Origin of the sequence: Salinibacter grassmerensis (assembly GCF_947077765.1) — a bacterium.
GTDB classification, from domain to species: Bacteria; Bacteroidota; Rhodothermia; order Rhodothermales; family Salinibacteraceae; genus Salinibacter; species Salinibacter grassmerensis.
In genome coordinates this window covers 217,936-236,962 of the sequence record NZ_CAMTTF010000003.1, presented here as the reverse complement: position 1 = coordinate 236,962, position 19,027 = coordinate 217,936, and the positions used below count along the sequence as shown (strand labels likewise).

The following is a 19,027-nucleotide window of genomic DNA, read 5'->3' as shown; positions in this document are numbered from 1 at the left end:
GGTGGTTGTACAGCGTCGGGGCACGTGTACGTAAGGTGAACGGATTTGCGGAGAATCCGCGCCCAATGCCCGCGTCTTCGAGTCGAAAATGCCCTGATTTGCATGCGACGTGTCTCTGCTGTCTCCGTGCTGGTGTGTACGCTCGTGCTGGGGCTGGGCTGTTCGGTCGTCGGGACTGAAGAGTCATCCTTGACCCCCGAGTGGGTGGACTTCTCCCGATTTACGCCGGACACCACGGCCCTGCGCGGGGAATGGGCGTGGAAGCGCACGGTCTGCTGTTTTGGGGACCGTGACGTATCGACCCCGAGTTCCACAGGGGAGACCGAGACAGTCATCTTCACGGCCCGCGACACCGTCGAGGTATACCGCAACGGGGGGCTCAAGCGGGAGACGACCTACGGCGAGTACCTGAACGGTGCGCAGTGGGGCGTCAGGGCAGACACCTTCGCGATCAGCCGCGCGTACCGGGACGGGGCCGAATCGCTATACGTGCGTCCGGATTGACCCGCCATGCCCGGACGGCCCGCGACGCTCTTGCCGATCCGGGCAACATGTCGTCCGGCCCTACTCCACTCGTCGCCACCGGATGCGGTCTCCCTCTAAAATCCCGTGCGAGTCCGCAAAGCCGGCGGGGACCTCCACCACGTACTGCGCCGGGTCGCCGGAGCGGTAGCGCTCAGTCGAGAACGGCGTGGTGTATTTGGCGATGCTGACGATCTGCGAGTCCGCGTCGGCAAAGAGGATGTCGAGCGCAACGGGCGTGTTTGACATCCAAAAGCTCTGTGGTTGCTCCTCCTCGAAAGGGAAGAGCATCCCGCTCCGGTCGTTGGGGAAGCCCGTGCGTTGCATCATGCCCCGCTCCCGCGCCGAGTCCGTGTCGGCAATCTCAAGGTCGATCGTCACCGTCGAGTCGCCGTTCTGGAGGAAGGTGAGACGCCCCTCCTTCGTGAACGGAATGGCGTCGGTCGTGTCGGCCTCCGCCGACCCGGCGCTGTCGGGGTTTTGACAGGCAAGCCCAATCAGAAGTAGGGGGAGGACCAGAAGTGTAAATCCGAGGGGACGGCGCATGGAGACAGGAGATGGCACGTGGAAGTGAGAACTGCCCAGTCATTCGGCCCGGCTCCACCGGACGCGGGTGCTATCGGTGAGGTCGAAACGGTCGGCGAATCCGGCGCGGACTTCGACCACGAAGTTCCGGGGGGCGGTCGGCTCGATGGATTTCTCTGAGAAGGGCGTGGTGCGGCGGGCGATGTTGATCACCTGCGAGTCGGGGGCCACGAACACGATGTCGAGGGGAAGAGGCGTGTTTTTCATCCACATCCCACCCTCGTCCACCGAGTCGAAGATGAACAGCATGCCTCGATCGTAGCCAAGCGAGCGCTGTCGCATCAGCCCACGCTTGCGCTCAGCGTCGGTGTCGGCGATGTCCACGTCGATGGCCCGAAGGGTATCACCGCCGGGGGTGAGAAACGCCAGGGAGCCTTCAACCTCAAACCCTTCCTCCGTAGAAGGGTCGGCACTGTCGCTCGCACAGCCGGCGAGGATGAACGGGCCGAGGGTAAGGAGAACGAAGAGGGACGCGGGTCGCATGTCCAGAAACGGGAAAAAGAAATTAGAGGGAGCGTTCCATGTATACGGCATTCGGATGTGGATTGTGATAGTACGCGTCTCGCTCCTCGAACGCAAGGGACCGGTAGAGGCGGCGCGCAGCGGACATGGAGGCCACCGTGTCGAGCCGCATCGTACTGTAGCCCAGCGTCCGGGCCTTCTCGATGATCGCCGACGCCAGTGCCCGCCCGATCCCCTGCCCTCGATGTGCCGGCACTACGTACAGGCGTTTCATCTCGCAGACGTCCTCCTCATCGAGTGGCCGGACGGCCACAACCCCCACGGGCTCCCCGCGCATGTCCGCCAGCAGAATGGCTCCGTTCGGCGGGGCGTACGGGCCGGGTAGAGCCTCCATCTCCGCCTCAAAGTCTTGGAAGTCGAGGTCGAAGTCCAGCCCGTCGACGTACGCCCGAAAGAGGCGACGGGCGGCGTCCAGGTCGGCGTCCGTCTTCGCGGGGCGAACCTTGGGCATTGAGAGAACGGGTAGGGAACTTGTGCGGGCGTGCGATAGCTTCGGGGCGCGGCACGTGGGAGAACGGGCCGTCGGCGCCCGCCTCGGGTCGCCCGCGCTACACTTCACGAAGCAGCCGGTGCGTGATGGCGTCGGCGAGAAGGCGGCCGCGATCTGTCAGGCGAACGCGGCCCGGCTCGTCGTGGATGAGCCGGTTTTCCCGGAGACGCCGAAGCGTACCGGCCGTCTGGTCCCGAAGGCGAAGGCCATACCGGTCGGCAAGGGTGCTCAGGTCCAGTCCCGCCTGCGTGCGGACGCGAAGAAGAATGTACTCGCGGGCGAGGGCCGATGCCCCCAGCGTTTCGTCGTGGGCCACAGGCAAGACATCGGCCTGAAGCTGCCCCACGTACGTCGTCAAGTCCGCGACGTTCGACCACCGCTGCGCCACCGAGGACCCAGAGGAATCGGGCGCCCAGAAGCTCTCCGCACCGGGGCCGATCCCTAGAACAGACCCGTAGGCGTAGACGTGCTGCTGGTGGGTTGATCGGTGGCCCGGCCGGGCGAAATGAGTGAGTTCGTAGGGGGCGTAGCCCTTGGCCCGGAGAAAGGTGAGGGCGAAGGCCAACTGGTCGGCGCGCGTATCCGGGTCGCCCGCTTCCAGCTCGTGGAGCGTGAGGTGCGGGACGCCCAGCGAGACGGCCCGCTGCAGGCTCGCCTTCCATCCAGCTCGCGACTGGCCTGCGCCGCCGAACAGGAGATCCACGGAGAACTGCCTGAACCCGGCCCGACGAACTTGATGAACGCTGCGAACGAGGTCGTCGGAGCTGTGGGGGGCCCCGACAGCGGCTAGGTCCTCCTCGACGAACGACAGTCCTTCGATGCTCAGCCGGGTCACGCCTGCGCGGCGAAGGGCGGACAGATCGTCCGGAGAGGTGTCGGCCGGGTGTAGCTCCACGGTTACCTCGTCGAGGACGGCCGGCTCCAGAACCCGACCGAGGGCACGAGCAAGAGGGAGCAGGGCCGCAGGGCGGCAGAGCGAGGGGCGCCCCCCACCCACGTAGAGGCTTCGGATTGGCGCGTCCCCGAGGACCGAGTCGGTGTACTGCTCAATCTCACGAGCCAGCGCGGTCGCCAGGACGGACGCATCGCGGGACGGGTCGACCACGGTGTACGCGTCGTCGTAGGGGCGGGGAGCCGTCCGGAACGGCACGTGAATGTACAAGCCAGCCACGGTGGACGGGTTTATTCGGCGGATGTAGCGAGGGACTCCACGTCCTTCCAGCGACGGACCTGAACGTGGTCCTTGATGACGTCCAGGGACTGAAGCACAACGGACTGAGCGAGTTGGTTCAGGCGGCGATCGTACTTCGGGCTCATCAGCGCGTCCGCCGAGATGGAGGTGACGTGCGTGATCGCCTGGTCGTTGTCGAACGAGCACACGTCGGTCACCATCCGGTCCACCACGTTGAATACAATGTCGCTGATGGCATTCTCGAGGAGGGAGGCGACGGGGCGCCCCACCCCCGGCAGGGCGGCGAGAGTGCCAATCTCGCGGTTCCGCTGCACGGCGTCCTCGATGACTCCGTCGAGATACTCGTGGAAGTCGTCCTGCTGTTCCTCGTAGGCGACCGCCGTGGCCTCCTGCAGGCGGTGTGTTACCGCCTCGATCAGGGCCTCGCGCTGGGGGGCAATCACCTCACGCCCGATGCGGGTGGTCACCTCCTGGCTTGTCCGGACCTCCTGCTGCAGGCCCTCGATGATGCGGACCGTCACGCGGTCGCTGATCTCCTCCAGGACGATGTCGCGGTACTTCTCGAACGTCCTGTAGAGATATGTCTCCCGGAGGTCGACCAGACCGGTCCGCTGCAGCTTTGGGATCATGGCGACGAGCCGCAGCAGGCGTAGCGAGCGCAGCGACCCGACCGGAATGCAGCCGAGCACATCGTACCAGTGCACAAACGGATAAAAGAACCAGCGGTGATAGCGCTGTCGATGAATGGCGAGGCCCCAGCGTACGAGAATCTCGACCACGAAGATCGAGACGAACGCGAGGTCATACAGCAAAAAGTGCTGGTGGATCGTCTGGTCGTACCAGGTGTATAGCGCCGGGACGTAGTTCTCCATTTGCGTCTGGACGACCGGGCTGGCGAAGCCCCAATCCACAATGAGGAGGGTGAGGTTGGCGACGATGAGGGCCATCATCACCACGTCCACGACGAGGCCAAGCGTTTCGCGCGTGGTTCGATCGGCCATGGCGGCGAAAGAGGGTTGCATCGAAAGACTGACGTTGAGCGCCCCGCACGGCGCGTCCGCAATATCCGGCGCGTCCGGGAGAATCTCGAAGTGTCCGCACTGGATCCCCTGCTGATATGCTTGATCTTCGACGGCTCCAGGACCAACTCGACGATTTTGCGCAGCACCAGACCGACCGGAGGAGCCGGCGGGCTGAGCAGCGGGATCGGGCTGAGGCCCTGCTTCGGGTCTGCCACACCCACTGGCAAGACGTCCGGGAGGCCGTGTCCACGGCGCAGCCCCGTCGTCTCGTGGCCCAGATGCGAGAGCCGCCCGCCGCCGTGCACGCTTTCCCGGAGCGCCCGTCGCCCATTACGGTGGTGGCGACCGACGGCTCGCAAATTTATCCGGATCGCCACGTGGAGCCGCCCTTCTTTCTGCTAAATGTGAGTCAGGTCGCGTTCCAGTACGGCACTACCGAAGACGCGCACCTCGACGCGGTTCCGAGCCTGCAGTTCCGTGAGGGAGTGGACGGCCGCTTTGACGCGCGCATCGAGACGATCACCACCGAACTGGTCTCGGCGCTCCGCGATGAACTGGAACTGGAGTCCCTTCTCGACGCCGCGACCACGGCCCGTGTGGCGGACCGACCCCTCGTGGCCCTGGCTGACGGCACCCTCATCCGGTGGATGGTTCGGGGCATGGACCACGACGCGCTCGAAGACGAGCTGATCGCCCGGTACACGGAGCACCTTGAGGGCTTCCGGGACGCGGGCCTCGCCCTGGCGTCCTACGTGAGCATGCCGGCGAGCACCGAGGTCGTGAACCTGCTTCGGTTCGTAGGGGGCGATTTGGAGGCCGCGCCGCCGGTTGGCTCAGACGTCCCGCCTGAGCCCCGCCTGGACGGGGTGCTCGACCGGCACGTTGTGAACATGGTGCTTGATCCCGGAGAGCGGTCGGCCGTCTTTGGGTCGGCCTCCCACGTGCAGGGCGAGTACCCGACCGGGACGGACATCTCCTTTTTCTATGTGAATGTGCCCGGGGCGGACGGGGGCGAGATCGGGCGCGTGGAGGTGCCGCGCTGGGTCGCCGAGGAGCCGACGCTCCTGAAGCATGTTCACGCCACGGTCCTCCAGGAGTGCCACAAGGGAGAAGGATATCCACTCGCGTTGTCGGAGGCGCACGAGCAAGCGGTGGTGCGGGCGTCGGAGCGTGAGGCATTCTTTCGCCTCGTGGAGCGGCGTCTGCGACGGGCTGGGCTGGGGCCAGTCGGGTCGCGAAAGCGACGTTCGAAGCAGCGGCCCCGCGTTTGAAGATGGGTCGGGTTGGAGTTATCGCCGACGTGGGGCGGTCAATGCATAGCTCCCCCGTGGGCCGTACGTGGTCCAGTTGTAGCGGGACGCTGCCAACTCCTGTCCGAGTTGCGCGTGTGATAAACCGGAGATGGGTTCTCTTTCTTTTTCGAAGCGCCAGGTCCTGCATGCACACCGTCGTCGAATCGATTGCTACCGGCAACCCCTCCGAGCGCACGCCGCAGCCGGAGACGGCCGAGTTCATGCAGCAGATCGATCGCCTGCCGGCACGGCTACGGGCACGTCTCCCGGCGCTCTACCGGCAGTCGGCCATCGACTACCGGTACTCGTGTGTGGCCGACTACGGGGAAGACGATCCGGAGGCCTTCACCTTCTTTCCGGAGAACTGGTCGCTTGACCCGGCCCCGTCCACCCGCGAGCGCAACGAAAAGTATCGGGAGGCCGCCATCCCGCTGGCGGAGGACGTAGCCGGCCGGGCCCTCGACGGGGCTGACACGGAGGCGGACGAGATTACGCACGTGGTGGCCGTTAGCTGCACCGGCTTCTTCGCCCCGGGGCTCGACGTTGAGCTTGTCAAGCGGCTCGGCCTGCCAGCCGACACGGAGCGAACCTTCATCGGCTTCATGGGGTGCTACGCGGCGTTCAACGCGCTTCGGGTGGCCCACAGCTTTTGTCAAAGTGAGCCCGATGCCCGGGTGCTGGTGGTGTGCACGGAGCTCTGCACGCTTCACTTCCAAATCGACGACACCCTGGAGACCGTTGTCGTCAACTCGCTCTTCTCCGACGGCGCGGCGGCCACGGTTCTATCAGGGCGGTCGGACCGGGAAGCCCGCGGCCGGATGACCTATGTCGACGGCCAGAGCCAACTTGATGACGACTCGATGGAGGACATGACCTGGGCGATCGGCAACACGGGATTCCTGATGGGGCTTTCCTCACGGGTGCCGGACGTGATCGCCGACCACCTGCCGGGCTATGTCGAGAGCCTCCTCGGGGCCAACGGCCGGACGCCCGCCGAGATGGACTTCTGGGCCGTTCATCCCGGAGGACGGGCCGTGGTGGAGCGGGCCCAGGACGTGCTCGGTCTCACGCCCAGCGACGTTCAGCCGAGCCTGGAGGTGCTTCGGCGCTACGGTAACATGAGCTCCCCGACCATTCTGTTCGTTCTGAAGCGCATCTTTGAGCAGGCGGCGCGGGGCGACGGGGCCCCTCCGGAGCGGGGCGTGGCCATGGCCTTCGGGCCCGGTCTCACGATCGAAGGGGCGCTTTTCGAGCGCGCGTAGCCCCGCCTGTGTGCAAGAGCCATCCGCGTCGAATCAGTTCAGGGGACGGGCCATCACAACTGTCTCTTTGAGTTCGGTGGTGGTGCCGCCATCGGCCTGTACGGCCTCGAGCAGCACCACGTAGGGACCGATCCGGACCCGATCGCCCTCGTCGTCGCGGCCGTTCCAGACCAGTTCGCCGCTACGGCCGGCGAGGCGCGCTTCTTCAAGGGTGCGCACGCGGCGGCCCCGCGCATCATAAATGCGCACCCGAACGAGGCTCGGGCGGTCGGGCAGGGTGTACTGGATGCGCGTCGCTCCGTCTCGCTCAATGGAGAATGGACTGGGGTGGATGGCAAGGCCCGGGGCGTTCGGGGCATCGTCGGGCGGGGCCAGCGACACGTCGTTCGGCGCACCGGGCGTGCCTCCTGCGGACGCCGTGCTGCTCGTCCAGTTGTCGGCGGCACTGGCCTCGGCAGTTGGGCTGATCCGCTCGAGCGCGGTGCCCTTCGGGTCTGCGAGGCCGGCGGCGTGCCAGTCCGGAGAGTAGGTTACGTCCGCAACGACCGCAGTGTCGCGGCGGTGCACCCGAACTCGGTCCCCGTCGTTGCGGAGGCTGAGGGAGGCGCTCTGGACCGGGAGAAAGGTGACAGAATCTGAGAGCAGCGGCGCGTCCGGAAACGCGGCGGCGAGTTGGGACGACCGGGGCTGCACGGTGTCCCTCGGAGCGGCAGCCACTACGGCGAATCCACCGGGGGCAAGGCCGCGGTGCCGCCCGACCCGGAGCGTGTCTGCCGTCCCGTCCTCGGTGGGGCGGTCGGTGAGCGCGAGTCCAGTGAGCGTCAGGGAATGGTCGGCGAGGTTGCGCAGCTCCACGTACTCCACCTGGTTGGGCCGGTCGTCGAAGTCGTCCGCCAGGGGATCGAACATGAGCTCGTTTAGAACCAGGGTGCCGGGGGTGGGACGCCGGGCGAACGGCAGGGAGGCCCGATCCAGGCGATTGCCCACTTGGTCCTGCACGCCGGTGACGACCACGGCCTCGGCGGTCGGGCGATCCGAGAGGGACAGGCGCACGATGCTGTCGGCCTGGACCTGCGTTTGCGTGACCGTCACGTCCTCAAACTGAAAGCGCTCCGGGCGAATGCTTGCGCTGCGGACCGGCTCGCCGAAGACGACCGCAGCGCCCAAAGAGTCCACCTGCTCGGCGAAGGTGGGTTGTGGGGGCATGGTGTCGGGGGCGAAGCGGCTGTTCTGTGCGCCGGGTGTCGCTCCATTCGGGGCCGCTGACGACGCAAAGTTCGATGCTTTGTCCGAGGACCCGCGCGGGTCGATCCGTTCCAGCGACCGGCCGCCACTACCCCCCCACGATGGGGCGTACGGCACTGAATCGATCTGGGTACTGGACGGAGCGTGGCGCAGAATGACCGTATCTCCGCCGTTGTTGAGGGCATCCCATCCCTCTGGGGCAGTGAATTTCACAGACGGATATGTCTCCTCAAACGCCTCCTCGTCGCGCACGAGCACGGCGTACTGGCCGGGGTGGAAAGGGGTGAGCGGAGGGGCGGCCGGCGCAAAGTCTCGCTCGTCGTCCGCGTAGTGGAGGGCACCCAGATCGAGGACCTTGTCCGACCGGTTGTACACCTCGATGAATTCGTTGGAGGCCAGGGAGGGGGCGTACATGATCTCGGACACAACGATGTCGCCGAGGGTGGGCGGGGTGGCGACGACGTAGGAGAACGAGACGGTGTCTTCGGTCTGCACGTTGCCCCGTGGGTCGGATATGCCAGTGGCGACGAGGCGGTACTCGCCGGTGGAGAGGGGGTTTGCCAGTGCACAGCGGACCTGTGCCGGGCTGCCGTCGTCGATCCGGGTCGCCACGATGGAGGGGGCGTCGGCCGAGTCGAACCGGAACGCCTCGGGAGAGACGCTGGTGGAGGCGACCGGCTCCGAGAAGACGACCGTTACCGAGTCGCCGGTCTGAGAGGGAACGACACGGACGGGGGACGGGGGCGTCTCGTCCGGAGCGTAGACGCTGTTCTGGGTGCCGGGGGTGGCCCCGGACGTAGCGTCCGACGACGCAAAGTTCGTATCGGTGTCGGACGGCCCACCCGGATCGATCCGTTCCAGGGACCGGCCGTCACGACCGCCCCACGAGGGATCGTACGGCACCGAGTCGAGAGAGGTGCTGGAGGGGGTGTGACGGAGGTAGACCGTATCGCCCCCATTGTTGAGCGCTGGCCACTCGTCCGGTGTCAGGAACGTCGCGCTCGAGAACGCCGCCGTGAAGGCCTCCGGGTCCCGCACCAGGACGACATGGGCTCCGTCACTCAGCATCGTGTCGGTCGCCGCTACCGGTTCGTACGACTGGTTGGCGTCCGCGAAAGCAAGCTCTTCAAGTGCAATGGGGCCTCCAGACCGGTTATAGAACTCGACAAACTCATTGGTCGAGGGCGACGGGGCGTATAAAACCTCGTTGATCACTACATCTCCGGGCGCCGGCTGTGCGGCGACGGATCGGGGGGAGAAGACAGTCCCGCCCCCTAAGAGAAGAAGTACGACGCTCCACGAAAGCAGACGCATGGATCCACGGGGATCCAGACCGGAGACTAGGAATTGTCTGTTCAAACATTTGAATATAAAATAACAAAAGGGCGACTTCTGGTCAAGTCTGAACGAACGTCAACAGGCCGACTGCATCAGTGCAAAATACCGCCCTGTACCCTGTGGTCCCCTCGGCTCGGTCCTATGCGGAGTCAACACAAATACGGAGTCAACACAAAACACGGAGCCCATACAAGGGGGAGACGTCTCTTCGGGTCTCCCACCAGTGAAGCGTAGTCCGACGGGCACACCACGGAGGTGCATGCCCTACTGGAATGGGGGTTAATGGGTCACTTCAGGAGTCCCGTTGTCCGTCGACGTCAGATCGGGGCCGGTGGAGGTGTCCCCCGATGTCTCCTGGTCCAGGTGGTTCAGAAGCACCCGTGCCATCAGGCGAGAGGTGGGGGCGAGGGGCGTCTCGTCGAGGTCGAACCGGTGGTGATGCAGGGGATAGCTGGTTTCCGGGCCGGACGCCGTGCCAACCCGAATGAAGCCGCCAGAGACGTGCTTCAGGTAGTGGGCGAAGTCCTCGCCGCCCATGCTCGACTCTGAGATCTGGTGAATCGCCTCCTCCCCGAACGTCTCCCGGATGGTGTCCTCCACGTTCGCGATGGCGTCCTCGTCGTTGATCACGGGGGGAGACCCGTCCTCAAAATCCAACTCCACATGTGCACTATGGAGCGCCTCCATCCGGTCGGCGGTCTGGTGCATGTAGGCACGGATCGTCTCGCGATCGTCTCGGGAGACAGTCCGCAGGGTGCCTCCGAGAGAGGCCTGTTCGGGGATCACGTTGTGGGCCTCACTGCCGTCCAGCATGGTGACGGTCAGGACGCTCGGGGTGCGGGCGTCGGTGATGCGTCCAGACAGCTGGTAAAACTGATTCATCAGCTGCGAGGCGATCCATACGGTATCGGCACCCTCGTGGGGACGGGCCGAATGGCCGGTCCCTTCCTGCCGAATCCGGACCTCGAATCGGTCGGAGGAGGCCGTCACGGGACCGGTGATGAGGCCGTAGCGTCCCACCTCTAAGGTCGGGTCGACGTGCACCGCGTACACGGCGTCGAGCCCTTCCAGGACCCCCCCTCGGATCATGAGGGGCGCTCCGCTGGGGAGACCTTCCTCGTTGGGCTGAAAAAAGACGCGGGCCCGCCCCTGTAGTCGATCACGGTTGTTGTGGAGCACCAGGGCAACCCCGATGGCGATGGCCGTGTGGGCGTCGTGCCCGCAGAGGTGGGCGACGCCGGGGGTCTGTGAGCGGTAGGGCACTTGCTTCTGATCCTGCGTGGGCAGGGCGTCGATGTCGGCCCGGTAGCCTACGGCCCCGCCTGGGGCTTCGCCCTCGATATCGACATACAGCCCGGTGCCGGCGATCGGGCCATGCACGTCGAGCCCGTACCCCTCAAGCGTTTCCCGAATGAAGCGGGATGTGTTGTGCTCCTCCATTCCCACCTCGGGGTGCTGGTGCAGGTAGCGCCGCACGCCCACCAGGACCTGGGCCAGAGACTGCGCCTCGTCGGCAACGTCGGCGACGGGGTCGGGGAGGTGGGAGCGATCAACGGGCGAGACGGAGGAGAGCATTCGGAGGTGGTAGATTCGTATGCGACGCTGACGATCAGCTCACCCCGGTAATTCGGGGTGGCCAGAATGAACCAACGAAGCGATCCCCCGAGAGATTCGGCGGCCATGGGTCATCACGTGAGTCCGAAGAATTTTCGCAGCGTCCACTCGCTGGCCAGCAGGGCGAGAATGGCGATCAGGAAGAGCGACGTGCGCCACAGTTCGGCTTCTGAAGACTGCTGGACGACCTCGTTGGAAAAAGAGGCCTGGCCGGACAGCTTTTCTGGCAACCGGTCGACCGTCTGGGGCGTGTAGGACGCTCCGCCCGACCGGCTGGCCAGTTGACGCATGAGCACGGCGTCGGCGCGAGGCGACTGGTACTCAATCCGGAGGGGGGCCACAGAGAATGTCCCCTGGTCCGTCCCCAAATTGGCTTCGCCGAGCCGGGCTTGGGCGTCGTACTGGTAGGTGCCCTCCGGCAGCGTCCCGATGTCGAGTGTGTACCGGCCCTGCCCGGCCGGGTCCATGGTGTAGGGGTATTCGGTGCCGGTGGAGTCCGTGACCGTTACGTCCACCGTGGCCTCCGACACCGGCTGCATGCTCTCGTCGTATACCCGGCCGGTGAAGGAGGCAGCGTCGGTGCCCCCGAAGGTGGAGGCGGTGGGGCGGACGCGCACCGGCGAATCGTCCGCCTCGGTGCTGGCCCACCGAAGCAGGTTGGAGGCCAGGCCGGGCCAGAGCGGATCGGCCGCCCGAAGCTCCGACGGCAGAAGCGCCCACCGCCACACCCCGCTTCCGAGAAGGACGGCGGTACGCAGGCCCGCGCGGCGACGAAGAACCAGAAGGGGAGCGGATGTCGTGGCGGCGGTGCCCAGCACCTGAGCGTCCGGCGTGGGCGTCCACGCAGACGTGGGAATCTGAAGGGGCGGGAGCCGCTCAAACAACGCCCCTTCGGCGTCCTCGATGCGAAAGACAGGATGTTGCCGGGCGCTCTCCACGACCCTGAAAGAGGCCTCCGAAAACGATGAGATTGGTGCATCGGGGCGGGCGGGCAATACCGCGTCGAAGTGCTCAGTCCAGGCGGATAGGTCCGTCTGGCGGTCGAGAAAGAAGAGGGCAGGGGTGCCATCGTCCACGAGCGTGGCGACGCGCTGCGTTATGTCGTCGGGCACGGAGGTGCTCGGAAAGCCGGCGAGGACTACGACATCGAAGGACGACAGGTCGTCCGGCAGGGGGCCCTCCAGGAAGGACCCTTCAGGGGTTGGGATGCGGGTCGTGACCTCTGTGTCGGCGGTCTGGTCGTAGACGCGGCGGAGGGCGCTCACGTTGGGGGAGGGCGCCGCGCCGAGGACCAGCACCTGCCGTTTGCTTTCCAGAACCCGCAGCGATACCGACTGCGCGTTGTTGCGGGTCGTCACTTCGCCGGAGAGCTGAGGGACCCGCACGGTCAACTGTCGGCGACCCGCCTGCTTGGGCTCAAAGGTGAGATCCACCGACGCCTCTCCGGTGCCGCTCGGCAGGCGCACCTGGCGTTGGTCGAGCGTGCGACCGGCCTGTTCGAGGGTGACGGAAACCGGCTGGCCGGGTCCCTCGGTGGCGCTGAGGGTAACGCGGACGGGCACCGACGAATTGAGGTAGGCTCGCTCATTCGTCGTAACGCTCTGGATGCGCAGATCGCGCTGTCGGGTGGTGTCGCCAACGGTGACGGTGTGCACAGGAACCGGAGACCGGTCGGCCACGCGCAGGGGATTTTGCCCTGTGTTGTACTGCCCATCAGAGACGAGCACGATGCCGCCCAGATTTTCACTCCGCAACTCCTCGGGTGCCGCTTGGAGGCCGTTCGCGAGGTCTGTGCGGGCGTCGTCGAAGCGGAGCGAGTCGAGGACCGATCCGGAGAGGCCCCGCGGCGCCCCGTCCCCGATCCGGAAGAAGCGCGTCGTCCCCGGCATGGCCTCGTCCTGAAAAGCGTCCACGACTGGCCGCACAGAGCTTCGGGCCGCGCTGGGGCGGGCGGCAGAAGTGTCCCCGTTCGCCACCACCTGCATGCTCTGGCTGTCGTCGAGGAGGACGGCCAGAACCGGCGGGCGCTCGGTCGACTGAAACTGTTGCAGGACGGGCTCAAACAGCAGGAAGCAGATGAGGGCTAGGGCGAGAAAGCGGAGGCCGCCCAGCAAAAGGCGCCACCCTGCACTGAGTGAAGGGACGGTCGCCCGGTAGGTCCAGTACGTGAGGCCCCCCGCCACCGCCACGCAGAGGAGGAGCAGCCAGGGCGAGTACCCAAACGAGAACGCCATACCGACGGAGAGGTTACTTTGAAATTGTGACGCGCCCTGCGGCCCGGTGGCCCCGGTCCGTCGTTACCACGTACCGGTACAGGCCGGACGGGAGGCCGTCCACGTTGATCGTAAGCCGGTTGGGACCGGGGTGCCCCGCCCGTTCGATGCGGCGCACCCTTTGCCCGAGTGCGGTACGGAGGGAGATCCGAATCGTCGTCGTATGGGCCGGAGCAGATACCGGAACGACGAGTGAAGGGGCGTCTAGAGCGGGGTCTGGCGTCGATGCCTGAAGGGTGCGGGGCGCCGTGCGGCGTGCCTGCCACTCGGCGTGTCGGACGGCGGCCTCGGCGTCCACGATGCCCCAGCCGCGGGTGGTGTCGGGGGCGTGGGCCTGCGAGGCCGTCTGTCGCAGGAGCCGCCGGACTTCGATTGGGCCCAGCGCGGGGTTCACCTGCAGCATTTGGGCGACGATGCCGGTCACCTGGGGGCTGGCGAAGGAGGTGCCACCGACCTGGGCGTACTGGTCGTTCTCCCACGCGGCGGGCACCTTCTCGCCCTGCACCACCACGTCCGGCTTGCGGCGACCGTCCGCGGTCGGGCCGCGGGCGCTGAAAGACGCCACCGACGAGTCCGGGGCAATGGCGCCCACCGCGATGGCCGAGTCGGCGTCGGCGGGCGTGTTGACGTAGTACCAGCAGTTGGCCGGCGTGCCGCAGCCGCTGTTGCCGGCGCTGACCACTACCGTCACGCCGCGCCGGGCGGCCTGGTCGACTGCTCGCGTGGTGAGGGCCGTGTCTCCGTCCAGGTCCTCGGGCCCGTAGCTGCGCTGGCCCTCATCGAAACGGGTGTACCCGATTGAGGCGTTTACCACGTCTGCCCCGCGGCGGGTAAGCCACTCCAGGCCCGCTACGAAGTTGTCCTCCTCCACGTTGCGCTCGTACTGGGTAAACTCCGTCGTCGCTCCCCAAATCGTCGCCCCATGGGCCGGCCCCACGAGCGAGCCGGGATCGTAGCCGGCGGCCACGGACACGACGCTGGCGCCGTGGGTGCCTCCTTGCTGCCCAGCCGTGACGTTCCGTAGCCCCCCGAGCCGATCGTTGGCGCGCAGGTGCGAAAATACGGGGTGGCGAAGGCCGGCGTAGCTCGCGTCCAGGAAGCCCACGTCTACGCCGTGTCCGTTCAGGCCGCGGGCCAGCGGGGGGAGGGCGTTGATGCGGGACAACGGCTCGGCCGCAGCCCCCAAATCGGGTGGGGGTGGACCGGTCGGTTCCGAGAATGAGCCCTGGGGGCGGAGCGAGCCCACCCGCCGTGTTTCCCGAACAAAGGGAAGCGCCGCCACCGCAGCACGGGTGTCGGGCGAGAGCCGAGCGGAGACGGCGTGGAGCCAGCGGCTCCGGACAAGAGGCCGCACGTTGAGGGCACGGAGGCGGTTCAGAAACGCCGGCGCGACCGGACGGGCCGAAGACGTATCACTGATAGAAGAGGGCTCGGAGGGCCGGTCCGTGAGAAGGATCCAGTACTTCTCCGCGGACGCGCTGTCGGCGGGAGTCCCCCCGGCCGGCTGCACGATGCAGAACGCGCACAAGCAGATCGTGACGGCCAGAACGGGAGGGAGCCGGGCCGTTCGCACCGGGAGTCCAGACAGGAGGCCCGAAGGGAAGACCTCTCCGAGGGCGGACGCAGGCGACTCACACATACAGAAACACCATGAACGCCAGAAAGGCAATCACCATGAATGCCCCTTCCACCCGAGTAATCTTTTGATCCCACCAGGTTAGGGGCACCACCAGGGCACAAAATCCCAGCATGACGGGAAAGTGCAGGCGGATTGTCTCTGGATCGACCGTGATGGGCTCGGCGATGGCCAGCGTCCCCACCACGAACAACACATTTAAGAGATTGCTCCCAATCACGTTGCCCACGGTCATGTCGACCTCCTTCTTCAAGGTGCCCACCATGGAGGCCGCCAACTCGGGCAGGCTCGTGCCAATCGCCACCACCGTCAGGCCGATCACAACGTGGTCGATGTTCAGGACATCCGAGATCGCTAAGGCGTTTTCGACCATCAGATGCGCCCCGAGCGTGAGTCCCCCCATGCCGCCAGTCACGTAAACCGTCTTGGCCACGGTTGAGAGCTCGGGATCGGCGGAGTCGAGTTCACCCTCCATGCTTTCGAGGACCGTGCCCTTTGTGGTCTGGTGGGCGTCGTAGAACACGTAGGCGGCGAGCCCGGAGAGTAGGATCACCATCGCAATGCCGTCCCTGGCACCGATGACGCCGTCGAGGGCGCAGAGGTAAAAAAGCACCATCACGCCGAGCATCACGGGGTACTCGCGTCGTAACACATCGGGCGCGACGGCGAGGGGCAGCACCATGGCACACGCCCCAAGGATGAGGGCCACGTTGCTAATGTTAGACCCGATAATGTTGCCGATGGCGAGCGGGGACTCCCCCGATATCAGCGCAAACACGTTGACCAGATACTCCGGCATCGACGTTCCGAGGGCGACCACCGTCAGTCCCAAGACGACGGGGCGGATCCCGTACTGGAGGGCAATGCTGGAGGCGCCCTGAATGAGGCCCTCGGCACCCAGATAAAGCAGCAGCAGGCCGGCGAAGAAGAGAAAAACGTATAGGGTCATGCAGAACTACTCGCGTGAATCGCCGACCGGAGCGAAGATTCCACCGACGGACCGGTGAACAGTGGGGGAGCTGGTCGCACGGGGCCGGCGGGGCGTTGGGGGCGGTTCGCTGAGAAGGAGTCATTCAGCAGCCCGACCGATGAGGAGCAGGCGCGTCTCAGTTGCGGGCCTGCCGTGGTGTCGAGGACATTCGGGCGGGGTGGGGTCTTTGCAGGGCCTTATGAGGCGCCGAGCAGGGCTCGACCCTGGAACGAACCCGGTAGCAGGGCCGACACGCTGGAGCGCTCGGGGGGGGCACCGTGTCGATCCATCCAAAGCGTCGCTTCGGGAGCGAGTTCCGCGAGGAGCTGCCGGCAGGCCCCACACGGCGTGCCGTTAGCGTCGTCCTCGCACGTGAGGTAGAGGTGACGCGGCGACGGAAGCGCGTACGACTGCAGGGTCCCCAGGGCATTCCGCTCGGCACAGAGGATCCGGGCCCAGTCCGGGTGCTCTACGTTGACGCCCGGCACGAAGGGGCCTTCTTGGGTATCAAGAATGGCCCCCACGGGGTAGCCGGAGGACGGCACATGGGCCCGCTGCGACACGTGGCGGACCGCCTGAACGCCGTCCTCTGTCTCGTCGATGGAGACGTCGAGGCCTGGGGGGACTGGAGACTGCACAGTGGGCAGCGTGCTGTTTTGTCCCGCGCCTCGAATCCAGGCGTCATCGGCGGCCGGCTTGAAGGGGCCCTGGGGCAAGTCCTCAACGTAGAGGGCTTCTTCTCGGCGAAAGGGGCGTGAGAGCACAAAGGCCGCGATCGACGTTTCGCGACCGAGGGCGACGGCCGTGGTGTAGGCATTGAGCAGTGCCGGAATGGTAAGGGAGTAGGAGGCGCTCTCCAGGCGGACCCCTGGAATCCAGTTGCCGTCGTCCAGAAGGAGTACAGCCGCCGCAGAGGCATCGGAAAATGGCACGTGGGCGCGGGGGAGAAGCTCACGCGCCCGGCGGCGAAGCGGATCGAGGGCGGAGTCAGGTAGGGGCATAGGCCGGGGGGCGGAATTGACAAATTGGACCGGTGGGAATCGATGAAAACGGGGGGAGGTTCCGTTTTGGACCAGAGACGAGCGCGGGGCGACCTTTCGGTCGAACCGGCTGGTGCTTACGTTTTAAACCAATACACTCCCCCAAAATACCCGCTGCCGCATGCCCGACGAACCGACTGAGATCGCCGTGGGAGAGAGCCTCGTGACCTCCGAGGAGGGAGACGACCTCCGGGTAGAGACGACCCGTAGCGAGGAGCATCTTTTTACGACGACCTACCGAGACGCCGAGACCGGGGCCCTCCGGTTGGCACTACAGGTTGACATCACGACCGGCGCCGCGGCCATTGATCCTCGAAGCTACGACGCCGACTTCTGGACGCTCGTGGTGGCGGGGCTTCCCCGTCCCGATCTGGACCTGGAATCGGCCCTCGCGTCGGTCGACGACCCCGGCATTGAGGTAGATACGGAGCGGCACGAGCTTCACGTCCAGTCCGAAGAAGACTGACTGCTTTTCGGGTCTACTTCTTCCGCGGACGTAGAAGTCCTCTCTTCTTGATCCCTTTTGTATACAGTAAGCAGGAGTTCTTCCATCTGGGCTCCGCGGCAAAGTAGCAATACCTGGTGATCTTCGTCTGTGTTGTCTGAGGCGCTCTTGCCGAAGTCCATGCGGATGGCCTAAGGGAAGGCACATCACAATGGTCACGGCCGTGGCGACGGGTTAGATCGTCTGACGCATCGGAGGAGGGGAGCACGATGAAAGGAGGCGAATCGTCCGAAACGGCATTGTGGCCCCGATCACTGAAACCGCAGAGCTTCATTCCAAGTCCCCTGTCGTGCGTCGTTTCCGCAAGGCTTAAAGCCCCCCAGATCGTCTCCTTCGTGGGGGCTTCTTCTCTTATGGGTCGACGCGATTGACTTCGAGACAGCTTACTACCCCTTAGAAGAAGGAAGGGCGAGGAAAACAGGGAGAGTGAGGCGCGATTGTTTTCCGCCACGGAGCCCTACGGGATTCCCATACAGTACGTGAACTCAGATCCTCGGGTACAAATCGGGGTCTAGAGATGTCTCAGATCTTCGCGATTTCCGATTTAGACCAGGGCTTCCAATTCTATTACGTTCGGCCGTTGATACGACGGAGCAATTTTGCTGGCGCGACGTGCTCCTAACTACTACACAAAGCCTACAGTCGCGGTTCTTCAGAGGCACAAACCGTTCTTCCAATCCAGTTTGTCAGAATCTTCCGAGACGGCATTCGTCAAGAACACGTCTTGGTGCATCGGAACCGCGACACGGAACCCCGCCGATCCTCACCTCCCGACACACAGCTTCGTATCGTGACCCGGTTTCTCCAGTGCCTCCTCTACGCTGCCCTGTTCGCATTTGCTACGGTGCCGACTGCCGAGGCCCAGACGCTGAAGCACGACTTTCAGCGGGAGGGAGAGAAGTACACAGTCTATCTCCGCATTGAAGACCAGTGGATCGAAACGTGGCGTGTGGGGGAGGAAGGGAATTGCATGATGTATCCCTCCTCCGTTCAGTACGAGAACGACAAGATCCAATTTCGGCAAGGAACCGAGTGGATGGTGGAGCGGGTGGACGAGCAGACGATGGACATTACGTTTCCGAAGGGTCGGACCATCACCTACGAGGAGACCCAGCGTGACCCCGCCGTCCTCTGTGACGACACCGATAACGATGGCGGCGGTGAAACCTAAAAAAGCGCTCAGGAAGACCTCGTATTTACATAGTATACGGCCGGGGATCCGAACTGCGCCGCTCCCGTGGTTTCGGTTTTTGGACGGAAGGCGGTCTTCCAGTAGGGTCTACGTGGGCAGAAGAGGCCCGCCTGTATTCTCAATTCTCCTCGGAGTCATCTGGAGTCTCGGGGGGCTGAAGCAGTGTCCACAGGACGTACATGGCGCCAAAGCCGAGGCCAAAGACGAGTACGATTCCAAGTGTGATGGCTATAAGACTAATGAAGGCGAGCGTCATAACATTGGCTGTATGAGAAGAGGATTTTCGTATCGGCTGCGTGGAGCAGCCTTCGTTCGGGGGATGTGCCT

16 protein-coding genes are annotated in these 19,027 nt (G+C 65.2%); 5 read left to right on the top strand and 11 right to left on the bottom strand.

Features of this window, described 5'->3' with window-relative positions; genetic code table 11:
* Positions 1-102: 102 nt before the first annotated feature.
* Entirely contained in the window at positions 103-504 is a 402-nt protein-coding gene (locus OJB03_RS08280; protein ID WP_263786447.1) for a hypothetical protein, read from the top strand.
* A 60-nt stretch (positions 505-564) separates the two neighbouring features.
* On the opposite strand, the gene OJB03_RS08275 is transcribed toward OJB03_RS08280, so the two are convergent.
* The 5 genes from OJB03_RS08275 to OJB03_RS08255 all read right to left on the bottom strand — a co-directional run bounded on the left by OJB03_RS08275 (position 565) and on the right by OJB03_RS08255 (position 4,312).
* Positions 565-1,068 (bottom strand): DUF192 domain-containing protein, encoded by a 504-nt coding sequence (locus OJB03_RS08275; RefSeq protein ID WP_263786446.1) that lies wholly within the window; start codon positions 1,066-1,068, stop codon positions 565-567.
* A gap of 39 nt (positions 1,069-1,107) precedes the next feature.
* Positions 1,108-1,590 carry a DUF192 domain-containing protein gene (locus OJB03_RS08270; RefSeq protein ID WP_263786445.1) on the bottom strand — a complete coding sequence of 161 codons (483 nt, stop codon included), beginning with the start codon at positions 1,588-1,590 and terminating at the stop codon, positions 1,108-1,110.
* Positions 1,591-1,612: 22 nt separating this feature from the next.
* Positions 1,613-2,080 carry a GNAT family N-acetyltransferase gene (locus tag OJB03_RS08265; RefSeq protein WP_263786444.1) on the bottom strand — a complete coding sequence of 156 codons (468 nt, stop codon included), beginning with the start codon at positions 2,078-2,080 and terminating at the stop codon, positions 1,613-1,615.
* 97 nt (positions 2,081-2,177) lie between these two features.
* Positions 2,178-3,290: a coproporphyrinogen-III oxidase family protein gene (locus tag OJB03_RS08260; protein ID WP_263786443.1), complete on the bottom strand. Its 1,113-nt coding sequence runs from the start codon at positions 3,288-3,290 to the stop codon at positions 2,178-2,180.
* Between the two features lie 11 nt (positions 3,291-3,301).
* Complete coding sequence (locus OJB03_RS08255; protein WP_263786442.1) at positions 3,302-4,312, bottom strand: hypothetical protein; 1,011 nt, start codon at positions 4,310-4,312, stop codon at positions 3,302-3,304.
* A gap of 116 nt (positions 4,313-4,428) precedes the next feature.
* Between OJB03_RS08255 and OJB03_RS08250 the strand changes: the two genes are divergently transcribed.
* Together OJB03_RS08250 and OJB03_RS08245 are read left to right on the top strand one after the other, a co-directional pair.
* Positions 4,429-5,604 carry a DNA double-strand break repair nuclease NurA gene (locus OJB03_RS08250; RefSeq protein WP_263786441.1) on the top strand — a complete coding sequence of 392 codons (1,176 nt, stop codon included), beginning with the start codon at positions 4,429-4,431 and terminating at the stop codon, positions 5,602-5,604.
* A gap of 167 nt (positions 5,605-5,771) precedes the next feature.
* Positions 5,772-6,887: a type III polyketide synthase gene (locus OJB03_RS08245; RefSeq protein WP_263786440.1), complete on the top strand. Its 1,116-nt coding sequence runs from the start codon at positions 5,772-5,774 to the stop codon at positions 6,885-6,887.
* 33 nt (positions 6,888-6,920) lie between these two features.
* On the opposite strand, the gene OJB03_RS08240 is transcribed toward OJB03_RS08245, so the two are convergent.
* From OJB03_RS08240 to OJB03_RS08215, 6 genes are all read right to left on the bottom strand, one after another.
* Positions 6,921-9,446 (bottom strand): lamin tail domain-containing protein, encoded by a 2,526-nt coding sequence (locus OJB03_RS08240; RefSeq protein ID WP_263786439.1) that lies wholly within the window; start codon positions 9,444-9,446, stop codon positions 6,921-6,923.
* 303 nt (positions 9,447-9,749) lie between these two features.
* The gene (locus tag OJB03_RS08235; protein ID WP_263786438.1) at positions 9,750-11,045 is read right to left on the bottom strand and encodes a M20 family metallopeptidase; all 1,296 of its coding nucleotides are present in this window, start codon (positions 11,043-11,045) and stop codon (positions 9,750-9,752) included.
* Between the two features lie 113 nt (positions 11,046-11,158).
* Entirely contained in the window at positions 11,159-13,318 is a 2,160-nt protein-coding gene (locus OJB03_RS08230) for a vWA domain-containing protein (RefSeq protein ID WP_263786437.1), read from the bottom strand.
* A gap of 13 nt (positions 13,319-13,331) precedes the next feature.
* A complete protein-coding gene (locus OJB03_RS08225) occupies positions 13,332-14,996 on the bottom strand; it encodes a S8 family serine peptidase (protein ID WP_263786436.1) in 1,665 nt (554 codons plus the stop codon).
* A complete protein-coding gene (locus OJB03_RS08220) occupies positions 14,989-15,942 on the bottom strand; it encodes a calcium/sodium antiporter (protein WP_263786435.1) in 954 nt (317 codons plus the stop codon). Before OJB03_RS08220 ends, OJB03_RS08225 begins: the two co-directional genes overlap by 8 nt.
* Positions 15,943-16,160: 218 nt before the next feature.
* A complete protein-coding gene (locus tag OJB03_RS08215) occupies positions 16,161-16,964 on the bottom strand; it encodes a cytidine deaminase (RefSeq protein ID WP_263786434.1) in 804 nt (267 codons plus the stop codon).
* A 160-nt stretch (positions 16,965-17,124) separates the two neighbouring features.
* Between OJB03_RS08215 and OJB03_RS08210 the strand changes: the two genes are divergently transcribed.
* The gene (locus tag OJB03_RS08210; protein WP_263786433.1) at positions 17,125-17,469 is read left to right on the top strand and encodes a hypothetical protein; all 345 of its coding nucleotides are present in this window, start codon (positions 17,125-17,127) and stop codon (positions 17,467-17,469) included.
* Between the two features lie 829 nt (positions 17,470-18,298).
* Positions 18,299-18,679: a hypothetical protein gene (locus OJB03_RS08205; protein WP_263786432.1), complete on the top strand. Its 381-nt coding sequence runs from the start codon at positions 18,299-18,301 to the stop codon at positions 18,677-18,679.
* The last annotated feature ends 348 nt before the right edge of the window (positions 18,680-19,027 follow it).